A 20,896-nucleotide genomic window follows, 5' to 3' on the forward strand; every position below is an offset into this window, starting at 1 on the left:
AAACTTTGAACTTTAAACTTTTTAATTCATTTCCGAAAAACCTTGGGCTTCACCAATTAAAGTGGCGGAGGTGCAATGCGTGATTTTTACATTCACGAAATCTCCTGGTTTATAATTGCCTTTTGGGAACACAACGGTGGTGTTTTGCGAGTTCCTTCCTGACCAGAAATGGGGTGATTTTTTGGATTCTTTTTCAATTAATACTTCAACCATTTGGTTTAAAAATCTGGCGGTTCTTTCGGCGCTTAATTTTTGCTGAAGATCTACAATTTCCTGTAAACGGCGTTTTTTTGTTTCTTCCGGAACATCATCTTCCATTTTTCGGGCTGCTAAAGTTCCGGGACGTTCAGAATAAGAAAACATATAACCAAAGTCGTATTTTACATATTCCATCAACGTTAAAGTATCTTGGTGATCTTGTTCGGTTTCGGTTGGAAAACCGCTAATCATATCTTGCGAAATAGAACAATCCGGAATAATATTGCGGATTTTATCAATCAACGCCATGTATTCTTCACGCGTGTGTTGGCGATTCATTTCTTTCAATATTCTGGTGCTTCCAGATTGAACTGGCAAGTGAATGTAGTTACAAACGTTATTATTATTAGCAATTACATGTAACACTTCTTCGTGCATGTCTTGCGGATTTGAAGTAGAAAAACGGAATCGCATTTTTGGGAATGCTTTGGCAACCATGTCTAATAATTGTGCAAAATCTACGGCTGTTGCTTTCTGCATTTCAGTAGCTTTTACAAAATCTTTTTTGAGTCCACCACCATACCAAAGGTAACTGTCCACATTTTGCCCTAAAAGCGTAACTTCTTTATATCCTTTTTGGTACAAATCTGAAATTTCTTCCAAAATACTTTGCGGTTCGCGACTTCTTTCTCTTCCTCGAGTAAACGGAACTACGCAAAAAGTACACATATTATCACATCCTCTGGTGATAGAAACTAAAGCGGTAACACCATTGCTATTTAAACGAATTGGCGCCACATCACCATAGGTTTCGTCTTTAGAAAGTACAACGTTGATGGCATCTCTACCTTCATCAACTTCTTTTAATAAGTTAGGCAAATCCTTGTAAGCATCTGGACCTACAACAAGATCCACAATTTTTTCTTGTTCGAGAAACTGGCTTTTGAGTCGTTCTGCCATACAACCTAAAACCCCTACTTTCATTCCGGGATTTAGAGAGCGTTTTACCGCGTTGTATTTTTCGAGACGCTTGCGAACAGTTTGTTCGGCTTTGTCACGAATAGAACAAGTATTAACCAACACTAAATCAGCTTCTTCGAGATTTTGCGTAGTATTGAAACCGTTTTCCAATAAAATAGAAGCCACGATTTCGCTATCGGAAAAATTCATTGAGCAGCCGTAACTTTCAATGAATAACTTCTTTGTATTGTGTGTTTTTGGTTCTAATACTAAACTTTCGCCTTGTTTGCTTTCTTCAATAATCTTTTCCATAAATGCTTTTTCAATTCCCGAATTACAAAAATTCTGGTTTGCAAATATACAAAGTATTCCGAAAAAATATGACAAGTTGTCAGAGGAAAAGTGGTAAATTTATAATTTTGAATTACACATGTTTTTCGCTACTCATCAATCATGGTTTTACCACCTAAATGCAGAAAATCGCACTCAATAACCGAAAGTGTTTGAGGGTGCGATTTTTAATATTTTGCAACCATGTAAAAATTCATCACTAATTTCATTTTGCAGAAATAAAATGTATCTTATCTTATAATTATAAAGTACTAAGTTTGAATTTTCCAAGAATCTAAAATCAATCATTAAATTTCTTCGGCACTTGCTCTTATTTTTCTTGAAAAAGTAATTGGATTCATTAGATTAAATTTTTCTTTGTTTTTACAAAAAATGCCACCACAAGAGAAGTTAGTAATCCCCAAATAAATGCGGAGATAGTGGATTGTAACGCATAATTTTCGTAGCTAAAATAAGCTTTTGCCTCTGCTTCGGTTTTGTGATAACCTGTTTTTAGAGAGTAAGTTATTGCATTATCGAAAAAATTTGGAGTAAGATACTCACTAACAACATACTGCGTTAAAGGAGAAACTGCAGTTAAGATTAAAGTAATAATCATCCCAGTTAAAAACCCCTGCACAAAAGTCATTTGACCCCCGTAACAATAATTTTTTTTGTCTTTTAATGCCAAAACGTACATCCAAATTGCCGGTATGATAAACAGCATGGTAAGATAAGGATGCAGGTGAATGTACTGGTCGTGCAATCCCACCAACCTTTCGATGAGTAACCAGAGTAAACTCACTCCCATAAAAATCATTGACCATTTAATCTCAATTGCGTATTTTTTCATTTTATATAAAATTTTAATAATTGACTTTTTTATCTATTGCAAAATTATCTAAAAAAATAATTATTTTTCAAAAAATAATATTCTTCAAAACACTCTTCCGATTAATTTCTGAAAAAAAACTAAAATATTTTTTAATTTTGCCGTAACAAAAATTTAATTAAACATACTAATGTTTAAAACAGTAACAAATTATTAACGGTTATGAGAAAAACTATAATGGCGTTAAGTTCTGCCTTATTGATTGGCAACGTGGCTTCTGCTCAAAAGGTTTCTTTTGAAGAATACACACTTGACAATGGCTTGCATGTTATTTTACATCAAGACAAATCAGCTCCAGTTGTAATTACTTCGGTAATGTACCACGTTGGAGCAAAAGACGAAAACCCGGAACGTACCGGATTTGCTCACTTTTTTGAACACCTGTTATTTGAAGGTACTAAAAACATTCAAAGAGGAGAATGGTTTAAAATTGTTTCAGGAAATGGTGGTACTAACAATGCCAATACTTCTGATGACAGAACTTACTATTTTGAAGTTTTTCCTTCTAATAATACGGAACTTGGTTTGTGGATGGAATCAGAAAGATTAATGCATCCCGTAATCAACCAAATTGGGGTAGATACTCAAAATGAGGTTGTTAAAGAAGAAAAAAGACTTCGTGTGGACAACCAACCTTACGGAAATTTATTTTCGGCAGTAAAGGAAAATATTTTTAAAAAACACCCTTACCGTTGGGCTCCAATTGGCTCAATGGAACATTTAGACGCGGCAACGCTTGAAGAATTCCAGGCATTCAATAAAAAATTCTACGTGCCAAATAACGCTGTTTTGGTAGTTGCAGGAGATATTGATTATGCTCAAACAATGAAATGGGTGAACCAATATTTTGGGCCAATTCCTAAAGGAACAACGGATTTGACGAAGCAAAAATTTGTTGAAGATCCAATTACCCAAACAATTTATGCTACTCACGAAGATCCAAACATTCAATTACCAATGTTGGTAACGGCTTACAGAACGCCTTCGATGAAAACCCGTGACGCAAAAGTTTTAGACATGATTTCATCTATTTTAAGTGATGGAAAAAGTTCTCGCCTTTACAAAAAAATCGTAGATGATAAAAAGATGGCATTAGAAATTGGTGCTTTCAATTACAGCCAAGAAGATTACGGTGTATATTTTGTGTACGGATTACCGATGGCACCAAATACTACCAAAGATCTAACTAAAGAAATCGACGAAGAAATTTTAAAACTTCAAACGGAATTAATTTCTGAAAGAGATTTCCAAAAATTGCAAAACAAATTTGAAAACCAATACGTAAACAGCAACACAAGCGTGGAAGGTATTGCCGAAAATCTTGCTACATACTACTTATTGTATGGTGATGTTAACCTTATTAATAACGAAATCGACATCTACCGTTCGATTACTCGTGAAGAAATCAGAGACGTTGCCAAAAAATATTTGATGCCTAACCAGCGATTGATTCTGGATTATGTTCCGGCAAAAGACAAAGCACAAAACTAAGATTCTATCATGAAAAAAATATTTATTCTATCAAGCTTGTTTCTTACAATGGTTATGCAAGCACAAGACAGACCTCAACCAAAACCAGGACCAGCTCCTGTAATTAATATTGGAAAACCAACTACTTTTGAACTTAAAAATGGTTTAAAAGTATTGGTTGTTGAAAACAATAAATTACCACGCGTTTCTTACAACTTAACGTTAGATAACGCTCCTTATGCAGAAGGAAATAAAAAAGGTGTTTCGGATATTACCAGTGCTTTGATTGGTAGTGGAACCAAAAAAATGCCCAAAGATAAGTTTAATGAAGAAATCGATTTCCTTGGAGCAAACATTGGTTTCAGTGCTAATGGTGCATATGCCAGCGGATTAAGCAAATATTCTGACAGAATATTGGAATTAATGGCAGATGGTGCTTTAAATTCTGTGTTTACTCAAGAAGAATTTGACAAGGAAAAAGCCAAATTAATTGAAGGATTAAAAACACAAGAAAAAAGCGTTCAGGCTGTTGCAGGTCGTGTGGAAGATGTATTATTTTACGGAAAAACACACCCTTCTGGAGAATATTTAACAGAAGAAACCATCAACAACGTAACCTTAAACGATGCAATCCTAAACTATACTACGTATTTTGTCCCGGCAAATGCTTACTTAGTGGTAATTGGTGACGTAAAAACCAAAGACGTTAAAAAATCTATCCAAAAATATTTTGGTTCATGGAGAAAAGCAACCGCTCCAAACATTAAATACAACGATCCAAAAGACGTTCAATACACGCAAATTAATTTCGTGGACATGCCAAACGCTGTTCAATCAGAAATTGCTTTAGTAAACGTTTCCAACCTAAAAATGACTGACAAAGATTATTTTGCAGTGCTTTTGGCCAACCAAGTAATAGGTGGAGATTTCAACAGTTATCTAAACATGAACCTTCGTGAAGCACACGGATGGACTTACGGAGCACGATCAAGCATTTATGGAAACAAATATGTTGGAAAATGGAAAGCTTCAACACAAGTTCGAAACACTGTAACTGATAGCGCTGTTGTAGAATTTTTCAAAGAAATCAAAAGAATCCGTACCGAAAAAGTATCGGATGAAATGTTGAAAAACGTTAAAGCAGGATACGTAGGAAACTTCGTAATGCAAATCCAAAAACCAGGAACTATCGCTCGCTATGCATTGTTGACGCAAACGCAAAACCTTCCAGCAGATTTCTACGAAAACTACATAAAAAACATCAACGCTGTTACTGCAGAAGACATTCAACGTGTGGCTAACAAATATTTCTTGGCCGATAATATGCGTGTTTTCATTACAGGAAAAGCAGCCGATGTATTACCAGGTTTAGAAAAACTAGGAATGCCTATCATGTATTTCGATAAATTTGGTAACCCAATCGACAAACCAGTTGCCAAAAAAGAAGTTCCGGCAGGTGTTACCGCAAAAACAGTTTTCGATAATTACATCAAAGCAATTGGTGGCGAAACAGCGGTTAAAGCTATAAAAAGTATCGCAATCAAAGGAACCGGTTCCGCACAAGGCATGACAATCGACTACCATAAAAAAGCCACAAACACCGGAAAATCTAGCGAAGGACTTTCAGTAATGGGACAATCCATGAAAAAAGTTTTCAACGGAAAAGAAGGTTACCAAGCTCAAGGACCACAAAAAATGCCTTTGGATGCTCAAGAAAATGCGGACATGAAATTCTATGCAAACGCTTTCCCAGAATTGACTTTAGCAACAAAATCAGGCATCGCAGTTACCGGAATCGAATCTATCGAAGGTAGCGACGCTTACGTAATAACAGACGGCGAAACCAAAATGTTTTACGATGTAAAAACAGGTCTAAAAGTTGCCGAAAGCCAAGAAGTTGAAATGGCTCCAGGACAAAAAATGACACTCTTAACGCCATTCTCAGATTACCGTGACGTAAAAGGAATCAAAATTCCACACAAATCATCACTAAACATCGGAATCGAAATTCCAATTGAAATTTCAGAAGTTAAAATCAACGAAGGTGTAACCGACGCAGATTTCAACTAAGAAATAAATAAATTGAAATGAAAACCGTCAGCAATGGCGGTTTTTTTTGTGCCATTTTTTGTTTGAAGCTCTGGGACTAGACATTTTTTTTAAACCATATTCCTGCTTCTCCCGAAACTTCGGGACGGGGCTAATTAAACACAAAAGGAATTTTTTTTATAGGGTTTGGAAGTTGAAGAATTAAGAGTTGAAAATCTAAGGTAAAAAGTAAAATCCAATAAAAACGATCTCAATTCTTAAATCTTAAAACATAAATATAAATTCCTATATCCAAATCATTTCTTCGCCGAAAGGTAAACCCCAACCAATACAATCAAACCGCCTAAACCTTGCCAAACAGATAATATTTCACCATCAGCAAATCCCCAGAAACAAGCAATCAAAGGCAATAAATAAGTAACAGATGAAGCAAAAATAGGCGAAGAAATTTGAATTAATTTAAAATAAATTACATTAGCAATACAAGTACCCATAATTGCTAAAATGCCCACATAAATCATCGCTTGCTGTACGCTTTCCTGATGAACAACTGGCATAAAATCGGTGCAAAATAAAATGACCAAGGCTGGAATGAGTAGTACCGAAAAATTCCCAACGGTAATACTCACAGGATTCAAATCCGATAAATATTTTTTAATCAAATTTACATTTATAGAATAACACACTGCTCCCGCAACTGCCAAAAGCGCAAACCAATAATTTTGTCCCGGATGGTTAATTGCACCACTAAATATAAGTAAACAACTTCCTGCCAAACCTAAGATCACGCCAAACAATTGTCTTCTTTGAAATCCTAATCCAAATATCGTCACACCTAAAACTAGAGTACCTAAAGGCGTTAATGAATTTAAAATCGCACTAATCGAACTATCAATTTCCGTTTGCGCCATCGAAAATAAAAAAGCCGGAAAAAATGTACCCGTAAAAGCCGTGATCGCAATATACTTCCATTGAAAATGTTTAATTTTTGCCAAACTTTTAAAACCAATCACCAGCAAAAAAGTAGCCGCAAAAATCATTCGTAAAGACCCCAGTTGAAAAGGGTTTAAACCTACTAAACCTTTCTTGATTAAAATAAAAGAACTTCCCCAAATCAGCGAAAGAACCACTAAGAAAAACCATTTGTTTTGCAGCGATTTCATATGCTATTCGCGGTTTTTGGTATCAATAAAAATAGTAACTGGGCCATCGTTTAAAAGCGAAACTTTCATATCAGCACCAAATTTCCCGGTCTGGATTTTTTTGCCAAAATCAAATTCCAATTGCTTTAAAAATTTCTCGTAAAGCGGGATGGCTACTTCCGGTTTCGCTGCTTTAATGTAAGAAGGTCGGTTTCCTTTTTTGGTTGCTGCATGAAGCGTAAATTGACTTACTACAATTATTTCGCCATCAATATCTTTAGCGGAAAGATTCATCACGCCATTTTCATCACCAAATATTCTGAGGTTGCAAATTTTTGGCGAAAGCCACGAAATATCATCCTGATCATCATGGTCTTCAAACCCAACCAACACCAGCAAACCATAGCCAATTTCGCTGATTTTTTCACCGTCAACTGTTACCGAAGCTTCCGAAACTCTTTGAATAATTGCCCGCATTTATTGTAAATTTTCGCCTTTATCACTGTAATCATCCGTTCGGTAATGCTCGTCTTCGCCTTCTAAAATTTGCAAATAACTTCGGTAACGCGACCAAGCAATTTCGTTAGTATCCAAGGCTTCTTTCACAGCACAATTCGGTTCCTCTTTGTGCAAACAATTATTGAATTTACATTGGTCTTTCAACGCAAAAAATTCCGGAAAATAATCACCCACTTCGTCTTTTTCCATATCCACAATCCCAAAACCCTTGATTCCTGGCGTGTCGATAATTTTAGCATTGAAAGGTAAATCGTACATTTCTGCAAAAGTGGTCGTGTGTTGTCCTTGTTTGCTTTGCTCAGAAATTATGGTTGTTTTTAAATCCAAAGTTGGTTCAAGAGCATTGGCTAAAGTAGATTTTCCCACGCCTGAATGTCCGGAAAACATCGATACTTTTCCCCCCATCATTTCTTTCAGTTGCTCAATTCCTTTATTTACCACACTCGAAATTCTCAGACATTCATACCCAATTTTCGAATAAATGTATTGTAAAAATAATTGTTCATCTTCTGTAGCTTCGTCGTAAGTGTCAATTTTGTTAAAAACCAAAACGGCTTCAATACCATAAGCCTCAGCAGTTACCAAAAAACGGTCAATAAAACTTGTGGTTGTTGGCGGATTGTTAATGGTAATGAGCAAAAAAACCTGATCAATATTAGAAGCAATGATGTGAACTTGTTTCGAGAGGTTTACAGATTTTCTAACAATATAATTTTTACGGTCGTGAATGTGGTGGATAATTCCAACGGTTTTGTCGGCAGATTCGTCTAAGTCAAAATCTACAAGGTCGCCAACGGCAATTGGATTGGTACTTTTGAGGCCATGCATTCGGAATTTTCCCTTGATTCGGCACTCAAAAAAATCGCCTTCGTGAGTTTTCACCACGTACCAGCTTCCGGTAGATTTATAGACAGTTCCCGTCATTCACAAAAAAATAAGTCTTAAAAGTTAAAGGGCAAAATTACGCTTTTCAAGCCGAAATTTGTTGTAAACCCATTAAAATTTAAGACTTATCAAAAAAATATTTTAGATTAAAATCTCTGCCAAAACTTCGTTTTCTCTTACGTTAGAAAGCTGAATGGTTTTAATTTCTTTTGAGATTTTACCGGCTTTGTTGGTATAAATTTCAATCATCACGGTTGCAGGACCGTTTTCGGTTAATTGGCTTTCGCCAAAATAATTCGTTTTCAACACGTATTTCCCTTTGGTGGCATTGCGAAGCAAATATTGTTCTGGACCATAACCTTGTGTAAAATCTTTAGAAAAACGAGCACCAATTTCCGTTTCGTTATTACCGTAATAACATTCTTCTCCGGTAGGTTCAATTACGTGCAAATCAAGATCCACATCCATCAAATTCCAGTTCATCACCACCCGTATGTCCACTGGCATTTTGCTCAAATATTTTTTGTCGAGCTTACCTGTTTTCACATTGGTGTTTTGGGCAATTCGGTTTAAATCCATCAAAATGATATCTTCAACACCAGCATATTGACCTGTCATTTCTCCATAATAATTCACCTCCAAAGCTTTTACCAATTGATCAAAAGCTTCTTGATTTTTTCCACCATCTTCTAGTGCCAAAGCATAATCCCGAAGACTTTGCGGTTCGTGTTCACGCCATTGTGCAATTTTAGAAGCGGTAAAAATCGCATCGTCATAACTTTTCCATTGGCGAAAAGTGTAGCTTAAAGTTTTATAAAGTTGATGATTTTCTAACCCTAAATCGGCAATATTGCTCAAAACCTGCAACGCTTGCTCAGTATTGCCTTGATTGTGGAAAAAATGCGCCACATCAAAATAAAAACTTGGGTTGCGTTCCTGGTCTTTTTTCAGTTCCAAATAAATGTCGTACTGTTTTTCTTTTTCGGCGGAAGCCAAAACTTTTAAATACAAACGATCCGGATTCCAAGATTTTTCATTTTTATTTTTGGTAGCAATCACAATGGCACCATTTGCAGCACGATTACCATAAATTGCAGTTGCCACGTCTCCTTTCAAAATATTTGCCGAAATCACCTCATCTGAATCAATATCGGAAACTGTTCCATTAAAAATTTCTCCGTTAACGATAATCAATGGTTTTATTTCTGCCGAGATACTCGAATTTCCCCGAATCGCAATCACGTCATCCTGAACTTGAACACCCGAAACTTTTCCTTCCAAAGCGTTAATCACATCATTTTGTACAGATTTATCCATCACCTCAGCTTGTAATGATTGCGTAGCATTTACAACATTCCTCCTTATATTTGACTGATATCCAGCAACCACAACTTCCTCTATAACAGTTTCGCTCTTTTCCATTTCCTTTTCGTCATGAACAACATGGGCTACAGTTGGCGCGTGCGTCTTTTTAGGCAACTTAACTTTTTTCTGAGCAATGTATTTTTTATCGGCTTTCCACCAGGTTTGCAATCCGTTGAAATAACTTTCTATATTTTCCCAATTGCTTCTTTTTGTAGCCAAAAAATTATCTTGCTGTTGTTTTTTGATTCGGTCAAATTCCGGTCTTAATTCTGCTGGAGGCAAAATGTCATAAGCAATGTAATCTCGAATATCTTCCAACACAATCAATGAAGTATTTCGGGTTACGATACCAAATTTTTTGCCCAACATTTCAATTTCTTCTGCATTTTTTTGGTACAAAATTTCTAAATCGGCAATTTTTTTCTGTGCCCAAAGTTTTTCAACGCTAATCATATCTGTTCTTTGTGAAGCCAAATCCAGCGTGATTTTTTTTTCTTGCTGAACGTTTCCATCTGTTCCAAATTGCAGCGTGATTTCAGTTAAACCTGAAAGCGAAATTCCGGCAAAACTAAAATTCCCCGAAACCGGAGTTCCTTTAGAAGGAAAAATTTCCATCACCGAAATATTTTCTTTGATGCCCAAAAATTTCAGACTCGAAAATTTCATTTTTGTAATGGCTTCATCGGTAGAAATTTGATTCAAATTCAAAAAATTTCCACCAGAATTTTGTGCTGTAAAATTAAGCATTGCAAAATCTGCTGAAGCCGACGACGTGATGGTGTGAATTATTTTTTTGGTTTTTGGCAAAATGTTTTCACTCAAGGAAGAAAGTCCATCCGTGAAGAAAAAATATTCTTCTTCATTGCCCCATTTTACTTCAGAAAATCTTGTGCCACCATCGTATTTTGCGGTTTGCAAAGCCGTTTGCAATTCGTTCCAATTCCCGTTTACCACATTAAATTCTTTTTGTTTTTTAAACTGATAATTCAAGAAATACAAGGTTACTTTTGAGTTTTTTACCTCCTGAAAATAAGAATTCAAAAACGCAATTTCTTTGGCGTAATTTTTATTTTTTGCGCTAAGCGAATTGTCCCATATTAAGCCAATTGACTTAGGTTGAGAACGGATTATCTTTTTTGCTTCCACAAAAGTGTTACCATAAAAATAATGCTGACCTCCCACATTTTCCATAAATACCGAAGAAATGTCTTGGCTTGTTGGAATTTGAATCGTGAGATTTTCATCGGGTTGATAATTTGTTTTGGCAATATTCGCCTCAAAATTTTGATTCCATTCTGTAAAAACAATGTCACTCCCCGAAATTTCTGTAGTTGAAGGTTTTTTTGCGGCACCAACCACGGTAATTTTCAAATTAAATTTATCAAGTTTTTTAGGATAACGACTTAAAAATTGGTAGCCCAAATTGTTTGGATCAAGCTTGTTCAACTCTTGTTCATAGCCAATTAACACAATTCTTTTATTGTTTGGCATTAGTGGATAAATGCGTGTTTTAAAATTATTTCCGTCCACTTTTTCAAGCAAACCCGGATCTACTCTACGATGTTCTATGGCTTCAAACACTTGTTTACCCTTGCTTTTATTCACCGGAACGGCATCGCGCATTTTGCCGTTGATGTCAATGGCATAACGTGAAACCGATACATTTTCCGGCAACGGAAAAATTAATTCTGCTTCCATTTGTCGGTTGGAGGCGTTAAAAAAATGCATTTCGGCGGTGGTGTAAGCGATATTGCCCACGATTTTCACGTTGAGCGATAATTCGGTTAAACGCACTTTTTCGGCATTTTCACCTTTTACAGAAAGTTCCGGACTTTGGGCAAAAGTGTTTCCAAAAATTAGAATTGTGAAAATAGCATTTATAATTTTTTTAAAAAAATTGAAATTTCCAGCTTGGAAGTTGTTTGATTTCATGACGCAAAATTTTAAAGGTTGCTTATTTTTTAAAGAGCATAAAAAATTGCGAAAGGTTGGAAAAAGAAAAATAGTATTGCATAAAAAAACCTTAACACGTTAAATATCAAGACTTTTTTTATTATTTTTTATTATTGATTTAAAATTCTTTCTTGATGACTAATGCTTTCTTGGTGAATTGCCTTAAATAATTGGTGGATAAACTCTTCGCTTAAACCTAAATCGGCTCCGGAAGTTTTCATCTTTTCAAGAATTTCTGTCCAGCGATGATTTTGCAAAAGCGCCACATTTTCTTCACGTTTCAAACTGCCAATTGATTCGGAAACTTTCATTCTTTTCCCCAAGAGCTCCAAAATTTTGGTGTCGTATTCATCAATATCCACACGTAAACGGTTGAGTTTTTCATTAAACTCTTCGCCGTCTTCGGTTTTTTTTCTAACAATTAAATTTTTGCAAATTTCCTTCAACTGAGTTGGCGTTACTTGTTGAGCCGCATCACTCCAAGCATTATCAGGATCACAATGGGTTTCGATCATCAAACCGTCATAATTAAGGTCTAAGGCTTGTTGGGACACTTTTTGAATCATGTCGCGTTTGCCTGTAATATGCGAAGGATCGCAAATAAGCGGCAAATCGGGAAATTTATTTTGCAGTTCAATCGCCAATTGCCACTCCGGAATGTTGCGGTATTTGGTTTTTTCGTAAGTGGAAAATCCACGATGGATCACGCCTAAATTTTTAATTCCAGCATTGTAAAGCCTTTCGACACCACCAAGCCAAAGCGCCAAATCCGGATTCACAGGATTTTTTACCAGTACAATTTTGGTTGTATTTTTTAACGCATCCGCAATTTCCTGAACCGCAAAAGGATTTACAGTTGTTCTGGCGCCAATCCACAAAACGTCAATATCGTGTTCCAATGCTAACTTAACGTGGGCTGCAGTTGCTACTTCTGTCGCCAATAAAAGTCCGGTTTCGGCTTTGGCTTTTTGCAGCCATTTTAAACCAATGGCACCAACGCCTTCAAAACCTCCGGGACGTGTTCTCGGCTTCCAGATTCCGGCTCGAAAAATGGAAACATCAGTATCTTTTAATTCATGTGCAATTTTCAGCACTTGTTCTTCGGTTTCGGCACTGCAAGGTCCTGCAATAACCAAAGGATGTGAGAGGTTAAAATTGTCAAGCCAAGTGCGGAATTGAGTGGAGTTTTGCATTTTTTTTATTTTAAACAAAGTTAAAGATTACATCTTTCTTTTAATTGTTTTCACCTAAATTATTATGCAAAAATTACTCCAAAAAAAAATCCTGAAATAATCAGGACTTTGTTTCAATGTTTAAAAAAATTATTGTTTTTCATAATGTAGGACATTTGAGAACAATGTTCCGCCGTCATTATAAGTGATACTCAAAATCATTTCGTCAGAAGTTAATCTGTCAATCTCGTAAACACTATCGTTAAATGGCGCTTCGTTGTCAACGATGAAATTGTTTCCCGAAATCGACCAAGTTGTGGTTTCAAATTCTCTCACTTCGCAGGTTTCGTCATGACCAACGAAATTCAAATTTCCGTTTATTAAAATTTGTTGATAATCAGCTTTTGTGGCACATTCATTCTCATAATTTTGGAAAGCTCCTCCATTAATTGTTCCTCCTTTGATAATCCAATTTCCCACAATATTTTCTCTGGTTCGGTCTAATTCTCCGTTCTCATTAGACGAATTGTTATCATCTGAAGAACAAGAAAAAGCTGTAAGGGCTAATAAAAATAAAAATTTTCTCATATTTGGTTTTTTTTGTTTTACAAAAATAGAATTTTAATTGAGCCAACCTAATTTCTTAAATATAATTAATTATTTTTGTTCAAAATCGATACTTATGTCAATTGAAGTTCAGGAAATTTCTAAAAATTACGGCAGTCAAAAAGCGCTGAATACTGTTTCGTTTTCGGTAAAAAAAGGTGAAATTGTAGGTTTTTTAGGTCCAAATGGTGCCGGAAAATCTACGTTAATGAAAATTTTAACTACTTACATTACGGCAGATTCCGGCAATGCAAGCGTAAACGGAAATAGTGTGGCTACTTCGCAAAAAGCGGTTCAAAAATCGGTAGGATATTTGCCAGAACATAATCCGTTGTACTTAGAAATGTTTGTCCGCGAATATTTGGCTTTTAATGCCGATGTTTATCAAGTGTCGAAAAAACGCATTGACGAAGTAATTGAAATGACAGGTTTAACACCGGAAAGTCACAAAAAAATCGGCCAACTTTCTAAAGGTTATCGCCAAAGAGTGGGTTTGGCAACAGCATTATTGCATGATCCAGAAGTTTTGATTTTAGACGAACCTACCACAGGTTTAGATCCAAATCAATTGGTAGAAATCAGAGATTTAATTAAAAATATTGGCAAAAATAAAACAGTTTTTTTGTCCACTCACATCATGCAAGAAGTGGAAGCCATTTGCGATCGCGTGATTATTATCAACCACGGCAATATTGTATTAGACCAACAAATTCAAACACTAAAACACGGCGGAAAAAATCTAGAACAAATTTTTAGAGAAGCAACAGTAAAAAATAATTAATGAAAAAAATTATTTTGTTCTTAACTGTGATCAACTCTGTAAGTTGTCAACAAACCGGAAATTATTTTCCCAAAATATGCGACCACAGAAGCTGATTTTAAAAATAACTTGAAAGGTTTTGACAGCATTATCGCCTTTTATCAATTTACAAATCAAACAAATATTTTGGAAAGTAAAAGTAATAACAATCTAATGCTTACGGTTTTTACCACTAATGATGCGTTGATGAGGCCTGGAATTCAAAAGCAGATTTTTTATAATATTTTAGATTACAGCAAAGCGAATATCTTAAATCTTTCAGCATTTGATAATGTGGAAATGGTTTTAAAAAAAGATGCTTCGGAGGTTACGGTTATCAAGCCAATATCGGAAATTTTTACGGAAGAATAACTTTATAATTAAATACATTTTTTTAAAACAACTGCATTGATTAAACACTCTATTCATTTGATGCACCATGTTTTAATTTTGAATTTTTTAAAGAAATGGGAAATTTAAAAGCATCGCCACGAGGTAAGGAAATAACTGATATTTTTTTTAAATTTTTGGATCAACATATTAATAATGTGGTGTCAGGGAAAGTGGAAGAATTTTTGGAAATTAATCAAATTGCAAGCGAAATTTCCGTTTCTCACCAACATCTAACGGATACTTTGCAAAAAGAAACCGGACATCATCCTTGTTATTTTTACGATCTGAAAATTATTGAACAAGCCAAAAAAATGCTCTGTGAAAGTAATGTTACTGTCGCCGAAATTGCAAAAAGACTTACTTACGATCCGTCGAATTTTTCAAAGTTTTTCAAAAAGTTCGTAGGTCAAACGCCAAGCCAATTTAAAAAATTTCACACAAAATAAAGTTCCGAAAAGTTCACCATATTTTAAATGCTTCTATTTATAATCTTTGCCCCTATTAATAAAGTATAAATACAAACAAGATGGGAAGAAACGATTTAGATGGAAAAGTAGTACTAATTGCTGGTGGTGCAAAAAATTTAGGCGGATTGTTAAGTCGTGAATTTGCAGCACAAGGAGCAAAAGTTGCAATACACTATAATAGCGACAAGACTAAAGCAGACGCTGAAAAAACGTTAGCTGACATTGAAAACGCAGGCGGTAAAGCATTCCTCTTCCAAGCAGACTTGACAGAGGTGAAAAATATTACCAAGTTTTTTGATGCCACTATCGAAAAATTTGGAGGTATTGATATAGCCATTAATACTGTAGGAAAAGTATTAAAAAAACCCTTTACGGAAACCACGGAATCCGACTACGATTCGATGAGTGACATCAATGCAAAAGTGGCTTATTTTTTCATTCAAGAAGCAGGAAAAAAATTAAATGACAACGGAAAAATCAACACCATTGTCACTTCGTTGTTAGCTGCTTTTACTGGTTATTATTCAACTTATGCAGGAGCAAAAGCGCCTGTGGAACATTTTACAAGAGCCGCATCTAAAGAATTTGGGTCGCGTGGTATTTCAGTAACTGCGGTTGCTCCTGGACCAATGGACACGCCTTTTTTCTATGGACAAGAAAGTGATGATGCTGTAGCATATCACCGACAAGCATCTGATTTAGGTGGTTTAACAGATATTAAAGACATTGCTTCATTAGTAAAATTTTTAGTGACTGACGGTTGGTGGATTACTGGACAAACAATTTTTGCCAACGGCGGATATACCACCAGATAATTTTATTCAATTCATTAAAAAACAGGTGATCGATATTGGTTCGCCTGTTTTTTTTTTACGGCAAAATAACCCGTCCTTGGTATAATTCTTCAACTTGTATTATTGGCGGAAGGTTTTTAAGAATAATATTTCCTGTGCTATAAATTGTACCTTGAACTTTATCTGATGGATTTACCACAATATCATTGCTGCTTCGCTGAAAACAATTTACGTTTTTGGCGACTAAATTTTCGCCATCAAATCGGGCATTTCCATCGTAAAAATTAACGTTTAAATCGATAGTTTCTCCAGAAATATTAAAATAGCTTGACTTGTTGTCTTCGATGGTCAGGACATTACATTTTACATTAAGTTGAAATTCCCCGGAAGCTGTATGTGAAAACATACCGGATTGTAAACTGAGTTGCGGAAACTCCAAAATTCCTTGTGAACGAACGGAAAACTGCGAGGCCGAATAAATGTTATCGAGATTGGGAACGGTGACAAAAACGGTGGTGGAATTATAATTGCGAATCCAATTACAACTATTATTGTTTTTAATGAAAAGTTGGTTATCAATTACTTCTGCAGAAATATTTTCGAGTAAATTTTCGCCGGTTTTTATGGCAACTGAAATTTCGTTTCCTTGAGAAATGACGAGTTCGATTCCTTCGGAAATATTGATTTTATTAAAATTTTCAACGGCAATTTGTTGGGTAATATTTTTCCCAGCGGTTTTGAAACAACCGGGTGCGTTTTCGCTGTTGCAGGAAAGCAATATAATAAAACTCAATAAAATTGCATATTTTTTTAGGTTTTGCATGGTTTTAAATGTTTAATCCCGAAGCTGTTGGGAACCTGAAACTTTGTTTATTAGCCCCGATTAAAGCGGAAATCCTTTTTATCGATTTTTAAAAAAAAATAGATAAAAAGATTGCAGCGAAAAGCGGGAACATGGAGTATTCTCTCACTGGCGATTGGCTCCCAATTTAAAATTTTATTCCGACACTAAATTCTAACGCTTCGGCTTTTGCACCATGGGTTTTGAGCGAAGTGGCGGCGAAAATTTCGGGTGTAATGTAATATTTTAATCCTAATCTTTGGTAAAACGGGCCTAAATATTTGAATGGCGAATAGAGGTAATAGCCAAATTGGCCTTCGAGGGAAAATTGGTTGATGTAGAGTTCGTGACCGACGAAAATTCCTACACGTTTATAGTCGCTTTCGGGTGAAATATTCTCGTTTGGGTAGGCAACGGACTTGAATTTGATGTATTCTTTGAGGTATTGCATGAAGAAAAAATCGGCTCCAAATTGTAAACCGCTGACGCGTGACAATCGTTTTTCGGCTTGGGTTGAAACGACTAAAAAGGGAAATTGTCCGGAGTTGATAATGTCACTTTCGTTGAATCCGCTTCTTAAGGCGATGGAAAATTTGATGGGTTGCTGTCGGTAATTGGCAGTGTCGGAAAATTTTTTAGTTCTTTGGTTTTCAATGTTTTTATCAAAAGAATAATTGAGCCCGACATTAGCGGCAAGCGTGTTGGTACTGGTATTTGGCGACCTAAAATTAGCGTTAGAATGGTGAAAAAAACTGATTCCGGCTTGCACTCCAATGTTTTGGAAAATATTTTCTTTTTTATAATTGAGCATGAAATAGGTGGACGGCATGAGCTTGGAACCGTATGCGAGATTTCGAAAATTTTCGGTTTTGTGAAAGGGATTTGTATTGTAAGAAATTCCTTGTGCGACGCGAAATGTTAGGTTTCGGTTGAAAAAGTAGAAATTATAATGACCGTAAACGCCGAATAAATTTCCAAGGGTGGAATTATTTGTGTTTTGGTAATGGAATGAACCGCCATAATCGGGAAAATTGTAGGTGGATTGCCATTCTTTTTCGCCAAAGGTTTTTTGATTGAAACTGATTAAAATTCCTTGAGAGTGATGTGTAATCAGGTGTTTGATGGTGTTGTTGTGCGGTAAAATATTGCCGTGAAAAAAATCAGCTTCGAGGGAAAAACGGCTGTTTTGCGCTTGGGTTTTGGCAGCCAGAAAGAATAAAAATAATAAAAGACATAGTTTTTTCATTATTTTATTTTCTTGATTATAGGATTTAAGTCCTTTTTCTTGCTGATTTTATATGAAAATATACGATTAAGGGAGTCTTTTACTTTAATTTGAAAATCAAAAGTATCGGTTTTGGTTCCGATTAGCGTAATACTGTTATCGTTTTTGGTCATTTGTATGGGTAAATTGCCGTCTTTCGGAGTAAATTTAGTGACGGCAATGAGGGTTGCTGGCCAACCTTCGTTTTGAATGCCGACAAAACTGTTGTCCCCAGATTGTGAATGATAAACGTTAAATCTTGGTTCGAAATAGGTTTTGATTTCGGTAATTTCAAATTGTTTCCCGAAAATTGTCAAGCCTTTTTTGTACTGAAAATTTTCGTTTCCGATGGTTTCATTTGCTTTAAGAATATTTTTTTTTGTAATTTTTACAGTCTCGGGGTTTTGTTTCTCGATTTCATAAATTTTTTCTACCACATTCTCTGCTTGGCGTGAATTATAAAATTCTCCAAAATATGGCCTATAATCTTTCTCAGTATCTAAAATAACGAATGTTATAGCCTCATTTTCGATTATCTCGGTTTTTAAAAAAATAGCATCATGGTCATAATTTATTGCCTTGAGTATCAAAACATCATGGGTGGAAATATTTTTTAGTTTTTCTAGAAAAATTTCATTTTTTAATTTTTCTTCTAGGGCAAATTGTCTGTCGGCTTTGACTTGATTGTAAGTTTCGACTCCGTACCAAAGGGCAAAACCTAGGATTAATGAAACAGGTATCATTAAAAAATAGAGGCTTCCTTTTACTCCGGTTCTTTTTTCATTTACAACGTAGGTTCCGGATGTTTTATCGTGTAAACCTGAATGCATAAAAAACGAAAATGCCTCAAAAGGCACTAGTCTTAACAATGTTCTGGAAATGATTTTATTTGTGGAAGGTTTTGCTCCTTGTTGATCAACCACTCTGGTTTCTGACAATAATTTTGCTGGTGTTACTCCTAAAATAGCTTCCAAAGTAAGGTAATAAAATACTCGGAAAAATACAACAATAATAAAAATAACTGCTTGTTCTCCTATTCTATTCGACCATGAATTTAAAAAATCTTTTATAAAAGGAATATTAACTAATCCCATTATCACCGCGGAAAAAATTAACAATATTGTGAACGTGTCCATAACATGATGAAAAAACCGGGTAAATTTTGAAGTTTCAATTAAAACGCTTGTTTCGGTATTGCCATATTTAGTAAGTTGTGTGTTTAGCGTTTTAGAAGATTGCAAAAATTTTAAAATTTCATAAGAAAAAAGAAGTTGGATTAGAAGTATGAAAAAATTCATAAAAATGTTTAAAAAATCTAAGCCACGAAATGTAGTTACGTAAACAAAAAAGAACACAACTGCTATTGTAAAACTCAATAACTTTGAGGCAAATATCATTGAAAAAAGGTAACGTAATAAGCGTGTTTCGGTTTCTTTACCTATTTTATATAAAATGACACCTAAGAATAATAAAATGTAAAAAATACCATTTAAAATATTGTACTTGTATGTTAATCCAGTTTTTCCATATGATATTTCGAGGTTCAAATTACGCTCGAGCCCAAAAAAAGAAAGATTTATATAATTAAAAAAATTATTAATGTGTTGGCTGACAATATTGAGCAAAGTGAAATTATTCTCGAATACCAACAGCGGATTGAGCAACCCGGTAATCACTATTATGACTGAAATCCAAAATATAGATTTATTTGACAAATATTTCTGAAACATTTTTTAAAATTGCTTTGGCGTAAAATTAGAGAAATATTGCAATTTCCCTGTATTTTGTTAAAATATTTCCTTTGCAATCGCTTTGATGTTTTCTGCTTTTCCCATTGAATAATAATGTAAAACCGGAATTCCGGCTGCAACCAATTCTTTGCTTTGTTGTGTACACCATTCGATTCCGATTTGTTTGACAGCTTCGTTGTCTTTAGCTTTTACCACGGCCATAATCAAATCGTCGGGCAAATCAACTTTGAATCGATGCGGAATTAAATTCAATTGTTTTTTGGTGGCAATAGGTTTCAATCCGGGAATAATGGGCACAGTGATTCCGGCTGCTCTGCATTTAGCAACAAAATCAAAAAAACGTTTGTTATCAAAAAACATTTGAGTAATAATGTAATCGGCTCCGTTTTTGATTTTTTGTTTTAAAAAGTGAATATCGCTATCAACACTTGGAGCTTCCATGTGTTTTTCGGGATAACCCGCAACGCCAATGCAGAAATTGGTGCATGATGAATTTTGCAAATCTTCATCTAAATAAATTCCTTTATTCAAATTATGGATTTGCGTAACCAATTCAGAAGCATATTCATTACCTTCTTTTTCGGGTCTGAAATAAATTTCGTTTTTCAATGCATCTCCTCGAAGTGCTACAACATTATCAATGCCTAAAAAATCTAAATCGATTAATAAATTTTCAGTGTCTTCCTTCGTAAAACCACCACACAAAATATGTGGAATAGCATCTACCTCATATTTATTTTGAATTCCGGCACAAATTCCAACCGTTCCAGGACGTTTTTTTACAATTTTCTTTTGTAATAATCCGCTTGGTAATTCTTTGAATTCATATTCTTCCCGATGATAGGTTACATCAATAAAAGGTGGATTGAACTCCATCAACGGATCAATCGAATCAAAAATAGATTGAATATTTTGACCTTTTAATGGCGGTAAAATTTCAAATGAAAATAAGGGTTTGCCTTTGGCGTATTCGATATGTTGGGTTACTTTCATAATCAGCCCCCTAACCCCCGAAGGGGGAATTCCTACTAGGGGTCAATAGGATT

The 20,896-nt window shown here is 35.1% G+C and carries 17 protein-coding genes and 1 pseudogene; 6 read left to right on the forward strand and 12 right to left on the reverse strand.

Annotation, left to right across the window (positions count from 1 at the left end):
* Nucleotides 1-21: 21 nt before the first annotated feature.
* Nucleotides 22-1,470 carry a tRNA (N6-isopentenyl adenosine(37)-C2)-methylthiotransferase MiaB gene (miaB, locus tag GV828_RS01240; protein WP_166535645.1) on the reverse strand — a complete coding sequence of 483 codons (1,449 nt, stop codon included), beginning with the start codon at nucleotides 1,468-1,470 and terminating at the stop codon, nucleotides 22-24.
* A gap of 379 nt (nucleotides 1,471-1,849) precedes the next feature.
* Nucleotides 1,850-2,341 (reverse strand): DUF4199 domain-containing protein, encoded by a 492-nt coding sequence (locus GV828_RS01245; protein ID WP_166535646.1) that lies wholly within the window; start codon nucleotides 2,339-2,341, stop codon nucleotides 1,850-1,852.
* Between the two features lie 201 nt (nucleotides 2,342-2,542).
* Between GV828_RS01245 and GV828_RS01250 the strand changes: the two genes are divergently transcribed.
* Together GV828_RS01250 and GV828_RS01255 are read left to right on the forward strand one after the other, a co-directional pair.
* Nucleotides 2,543-3,871 (forward strand): M16 family metallopeptidase, encoded by a 1,329-nt coding sequence (locus GV828_RS01250; RefSeq protein WP_166535647.1) that lies wholly within the window; start codon nucleotides 2,543-2,545, stop codon nucleotides 3,869-3,871.
* Nucleotides 3,872-3,880: 9 nt separating this feature from the next.
* Entirely contained in the window at nucleotides 3,881-5,920 is a 2,040-nt protein-coding gene (locus GV828_RS01255; RefSeq protein WP_166535648.1) for a M16 family metallopeptidase, read from the forward strand.
* A 275-nt stretch (nucleotides 5,921-6,195) separates the two neighbouring features.
* Here the strand turns inward: GV828_RS01255 and GV828_RS01260 are convergent, their stop codons facing one another.
* From GV828_RS01260 to GV828_RS01285, 6 genes are all read right to left on the reverse strand, one after another.
* Entirely contained in the window at nucleotides 6,196-7,062 is an 867-nt protein-coding gene (locus tag GV828_RS01260; protein ID WP_166535649.1) for a DMT family transporter, read from the reverse strand.
* Between the two features lie 3 nt (nucleotides 7,063-7,065).
* Nucleotides 7,066-7,518 (reverse strand): D-aminoacyl-tRNA deacylase, encoded by a 453-nt coding sequence (dtd, locus tag GV828_RS01265; protein WP_166535650.1) that lies wholly within the window; start codon nucleotides 7,516-7,518, stop codon nucleotides 7,066-7,068.
* A complete protein-coding gene (gene rsgA, locus GV828_RS01270) occupies nucleotides 7,519-8,484 on the reverse strand; it encodes a ribosome small subunit-dependent GTPase A (protein ID WP_166535651.1) in 966 nt (321 codons plus the stop codon).
* A gap of 102 nt (nucleotides 8,485-8,586) precedes the next feature.
* Complete coding sequence (locus GV828_RS01275) at nucleotides 8,587-11,742, reverse strand: VIT domain-containing protein (RefSeq protein WP_166535652.1); 3,156 nt, start codon at nucleotides 11,740-11,742, stop codon at nucleotides 8,587-8,589.
* 131 nt (nucleotides 11,743-11,873) lie between these two features.
* Entirely contained in the window at nucleotides 11,874-12,956 is a 1,083-nt protein-coding gene (locus tag GV828_RS01280) for a bifunctional 3-deoxy-7-phosphoheptulonate synthase/chorismate mutase type II (protein ID WP_166535653.1), read from the reverse strand.
* Between the two features lie 129 nt (nucleotides 12,957-13,085).
* Complete coding sequence (locus GV828_RS01285; RefSeq protein WP_166535654.1) at nucleotides 13,086-13,523, reverse strand: lipocalin family protein; 438 nt, start codon at nucleotides 13,521-13,523, stop codon at nucleotides 13,086-13,088.
* A gap of 94 nt (nucleotides 13,524-13,617) precedes the next feature.
* On the opposite strand from GV828_RS01285, the pseudogene GV828_RS01290 reads away from it, so the two are divergent.
* The 4 genes and pseudogenes from GV828_RS01290 to GV828_RS01305 all read left to right on the forward strand — a co-directional run.
* Nucleotides 13,618-14,262: pseudogene (locus GV828_RS01290) on the forward strand (ATP-binding cassette domain-containing protein); the annotation flags it as partial.
* A 168-nt stretch (nucleotides 14,263-14,430) separates the two neighbouring features.
* Nucleotides 14,431-14,712 carry a hypothetical protein gene (locus tag GV828_RS01295; protein WP_166535655.1) on the forward strand — a complete coding sequence of 94 codons (282 nt, stop codon included), beginning with the start codon at nucleotides 14,431-14,433 and terminating at the stop codon, nucleotides 14,710-14,712.
* A 95-nt stretch (nucleotides 14,713-14,807) separates the two neighbouring features.
* On the forward strand, nucleotides 14,808-15,179 hold the full coding sequence (locus tag GV828_RS01300) for a helix-turn-helix domain-containing protein (RefSeq protein WP_166535656.1): 372 nt from the start codon (nucleotides 14,808-14,810) through the stop codon (nucleotides 15,177-15,179).
* An 80-nt stretch (nucleotides 15,180-15,259) separates the two neighbouring features.
* Entirely contained in the window at nucleotides 15,260-16,015 is a 756-nt protein-coding gene (locus GV828_RS01305) for an SDR family oxidoreductase (RefSeq protein ID WP_166535657.1), read from the forward strand.
* Nucleotides 16,016-16,070: 55 nt separating this feature from the next.
* On the opposite strand, the gene GV828_RS01310 is transcribed toward GV828_RS01305, so the two are convergent.
* The 4 genes from GV828_RS01310 to metF form a co-directional block, all read right to left on the reverse strand.
* A complete protein-coding gene (locus GV828_RS01310; RefSeq protein WP_166535658.1) occupies nucleotides 16,071-16,817 on the reverse strand; it encodes a head GIN domain-containing protein in 747 nt (248 codons plus the stop codon).
* Nucleotides 16,818-16,983: 166 nt separating this feature from the next.
* Nucleotides 16,984-18,081, reverse strand: coding sequence for an acyloxyacyl hydrolase (locus GV828_RS01315; protein WP_166535659.1), 1,098 nt, complete (start codon nucleotides 18,079-18,081; stop codon nucleotides 16,984-16,986).
* Nucleotides 18,081-19,397: an RDD family protein gene (locus GV828_RS01320; RefSeq protein WP_166535660.1), complete on the reverse strand. Its 1,317-nt coding sequence runs from the start codon at nucleotides 19,395-19,397 to the stop codon at nucleotides 18,081-18,083. Before GV828_RS01320 ends, GV828_RS01315 begins: the two co-directional genes overlap by 1 nt.
* Nucleotides 19,398-19,886: 489 nt before the next feature.
* Nucleotides 19,887-20,843, reverse strand: coding sequence for a methylenetetrahydrofolate reductase [NAD(P)H] (metF, locus tag GV828_RS01325; RefSeq protein ID WP_166535661.1), 957 nt, complete (start codon nucleotides 20,841-20,843; stop codon nucleotides 19,887-19,889).
* Between the last annotated feature and the right edge of the window lie 53 nt (nucleotides 20,844-20,896).

The sequence above is a fragment of the Flavobacterium ichthyis genome, assembly GCF_009915155.1.
GTDB lineage: Bacteria > Bacteroidota > Bacteroidia > Flavobacteriales > Flavobacteriaceae > Flavobacterium > Flavobacterium ichthyis.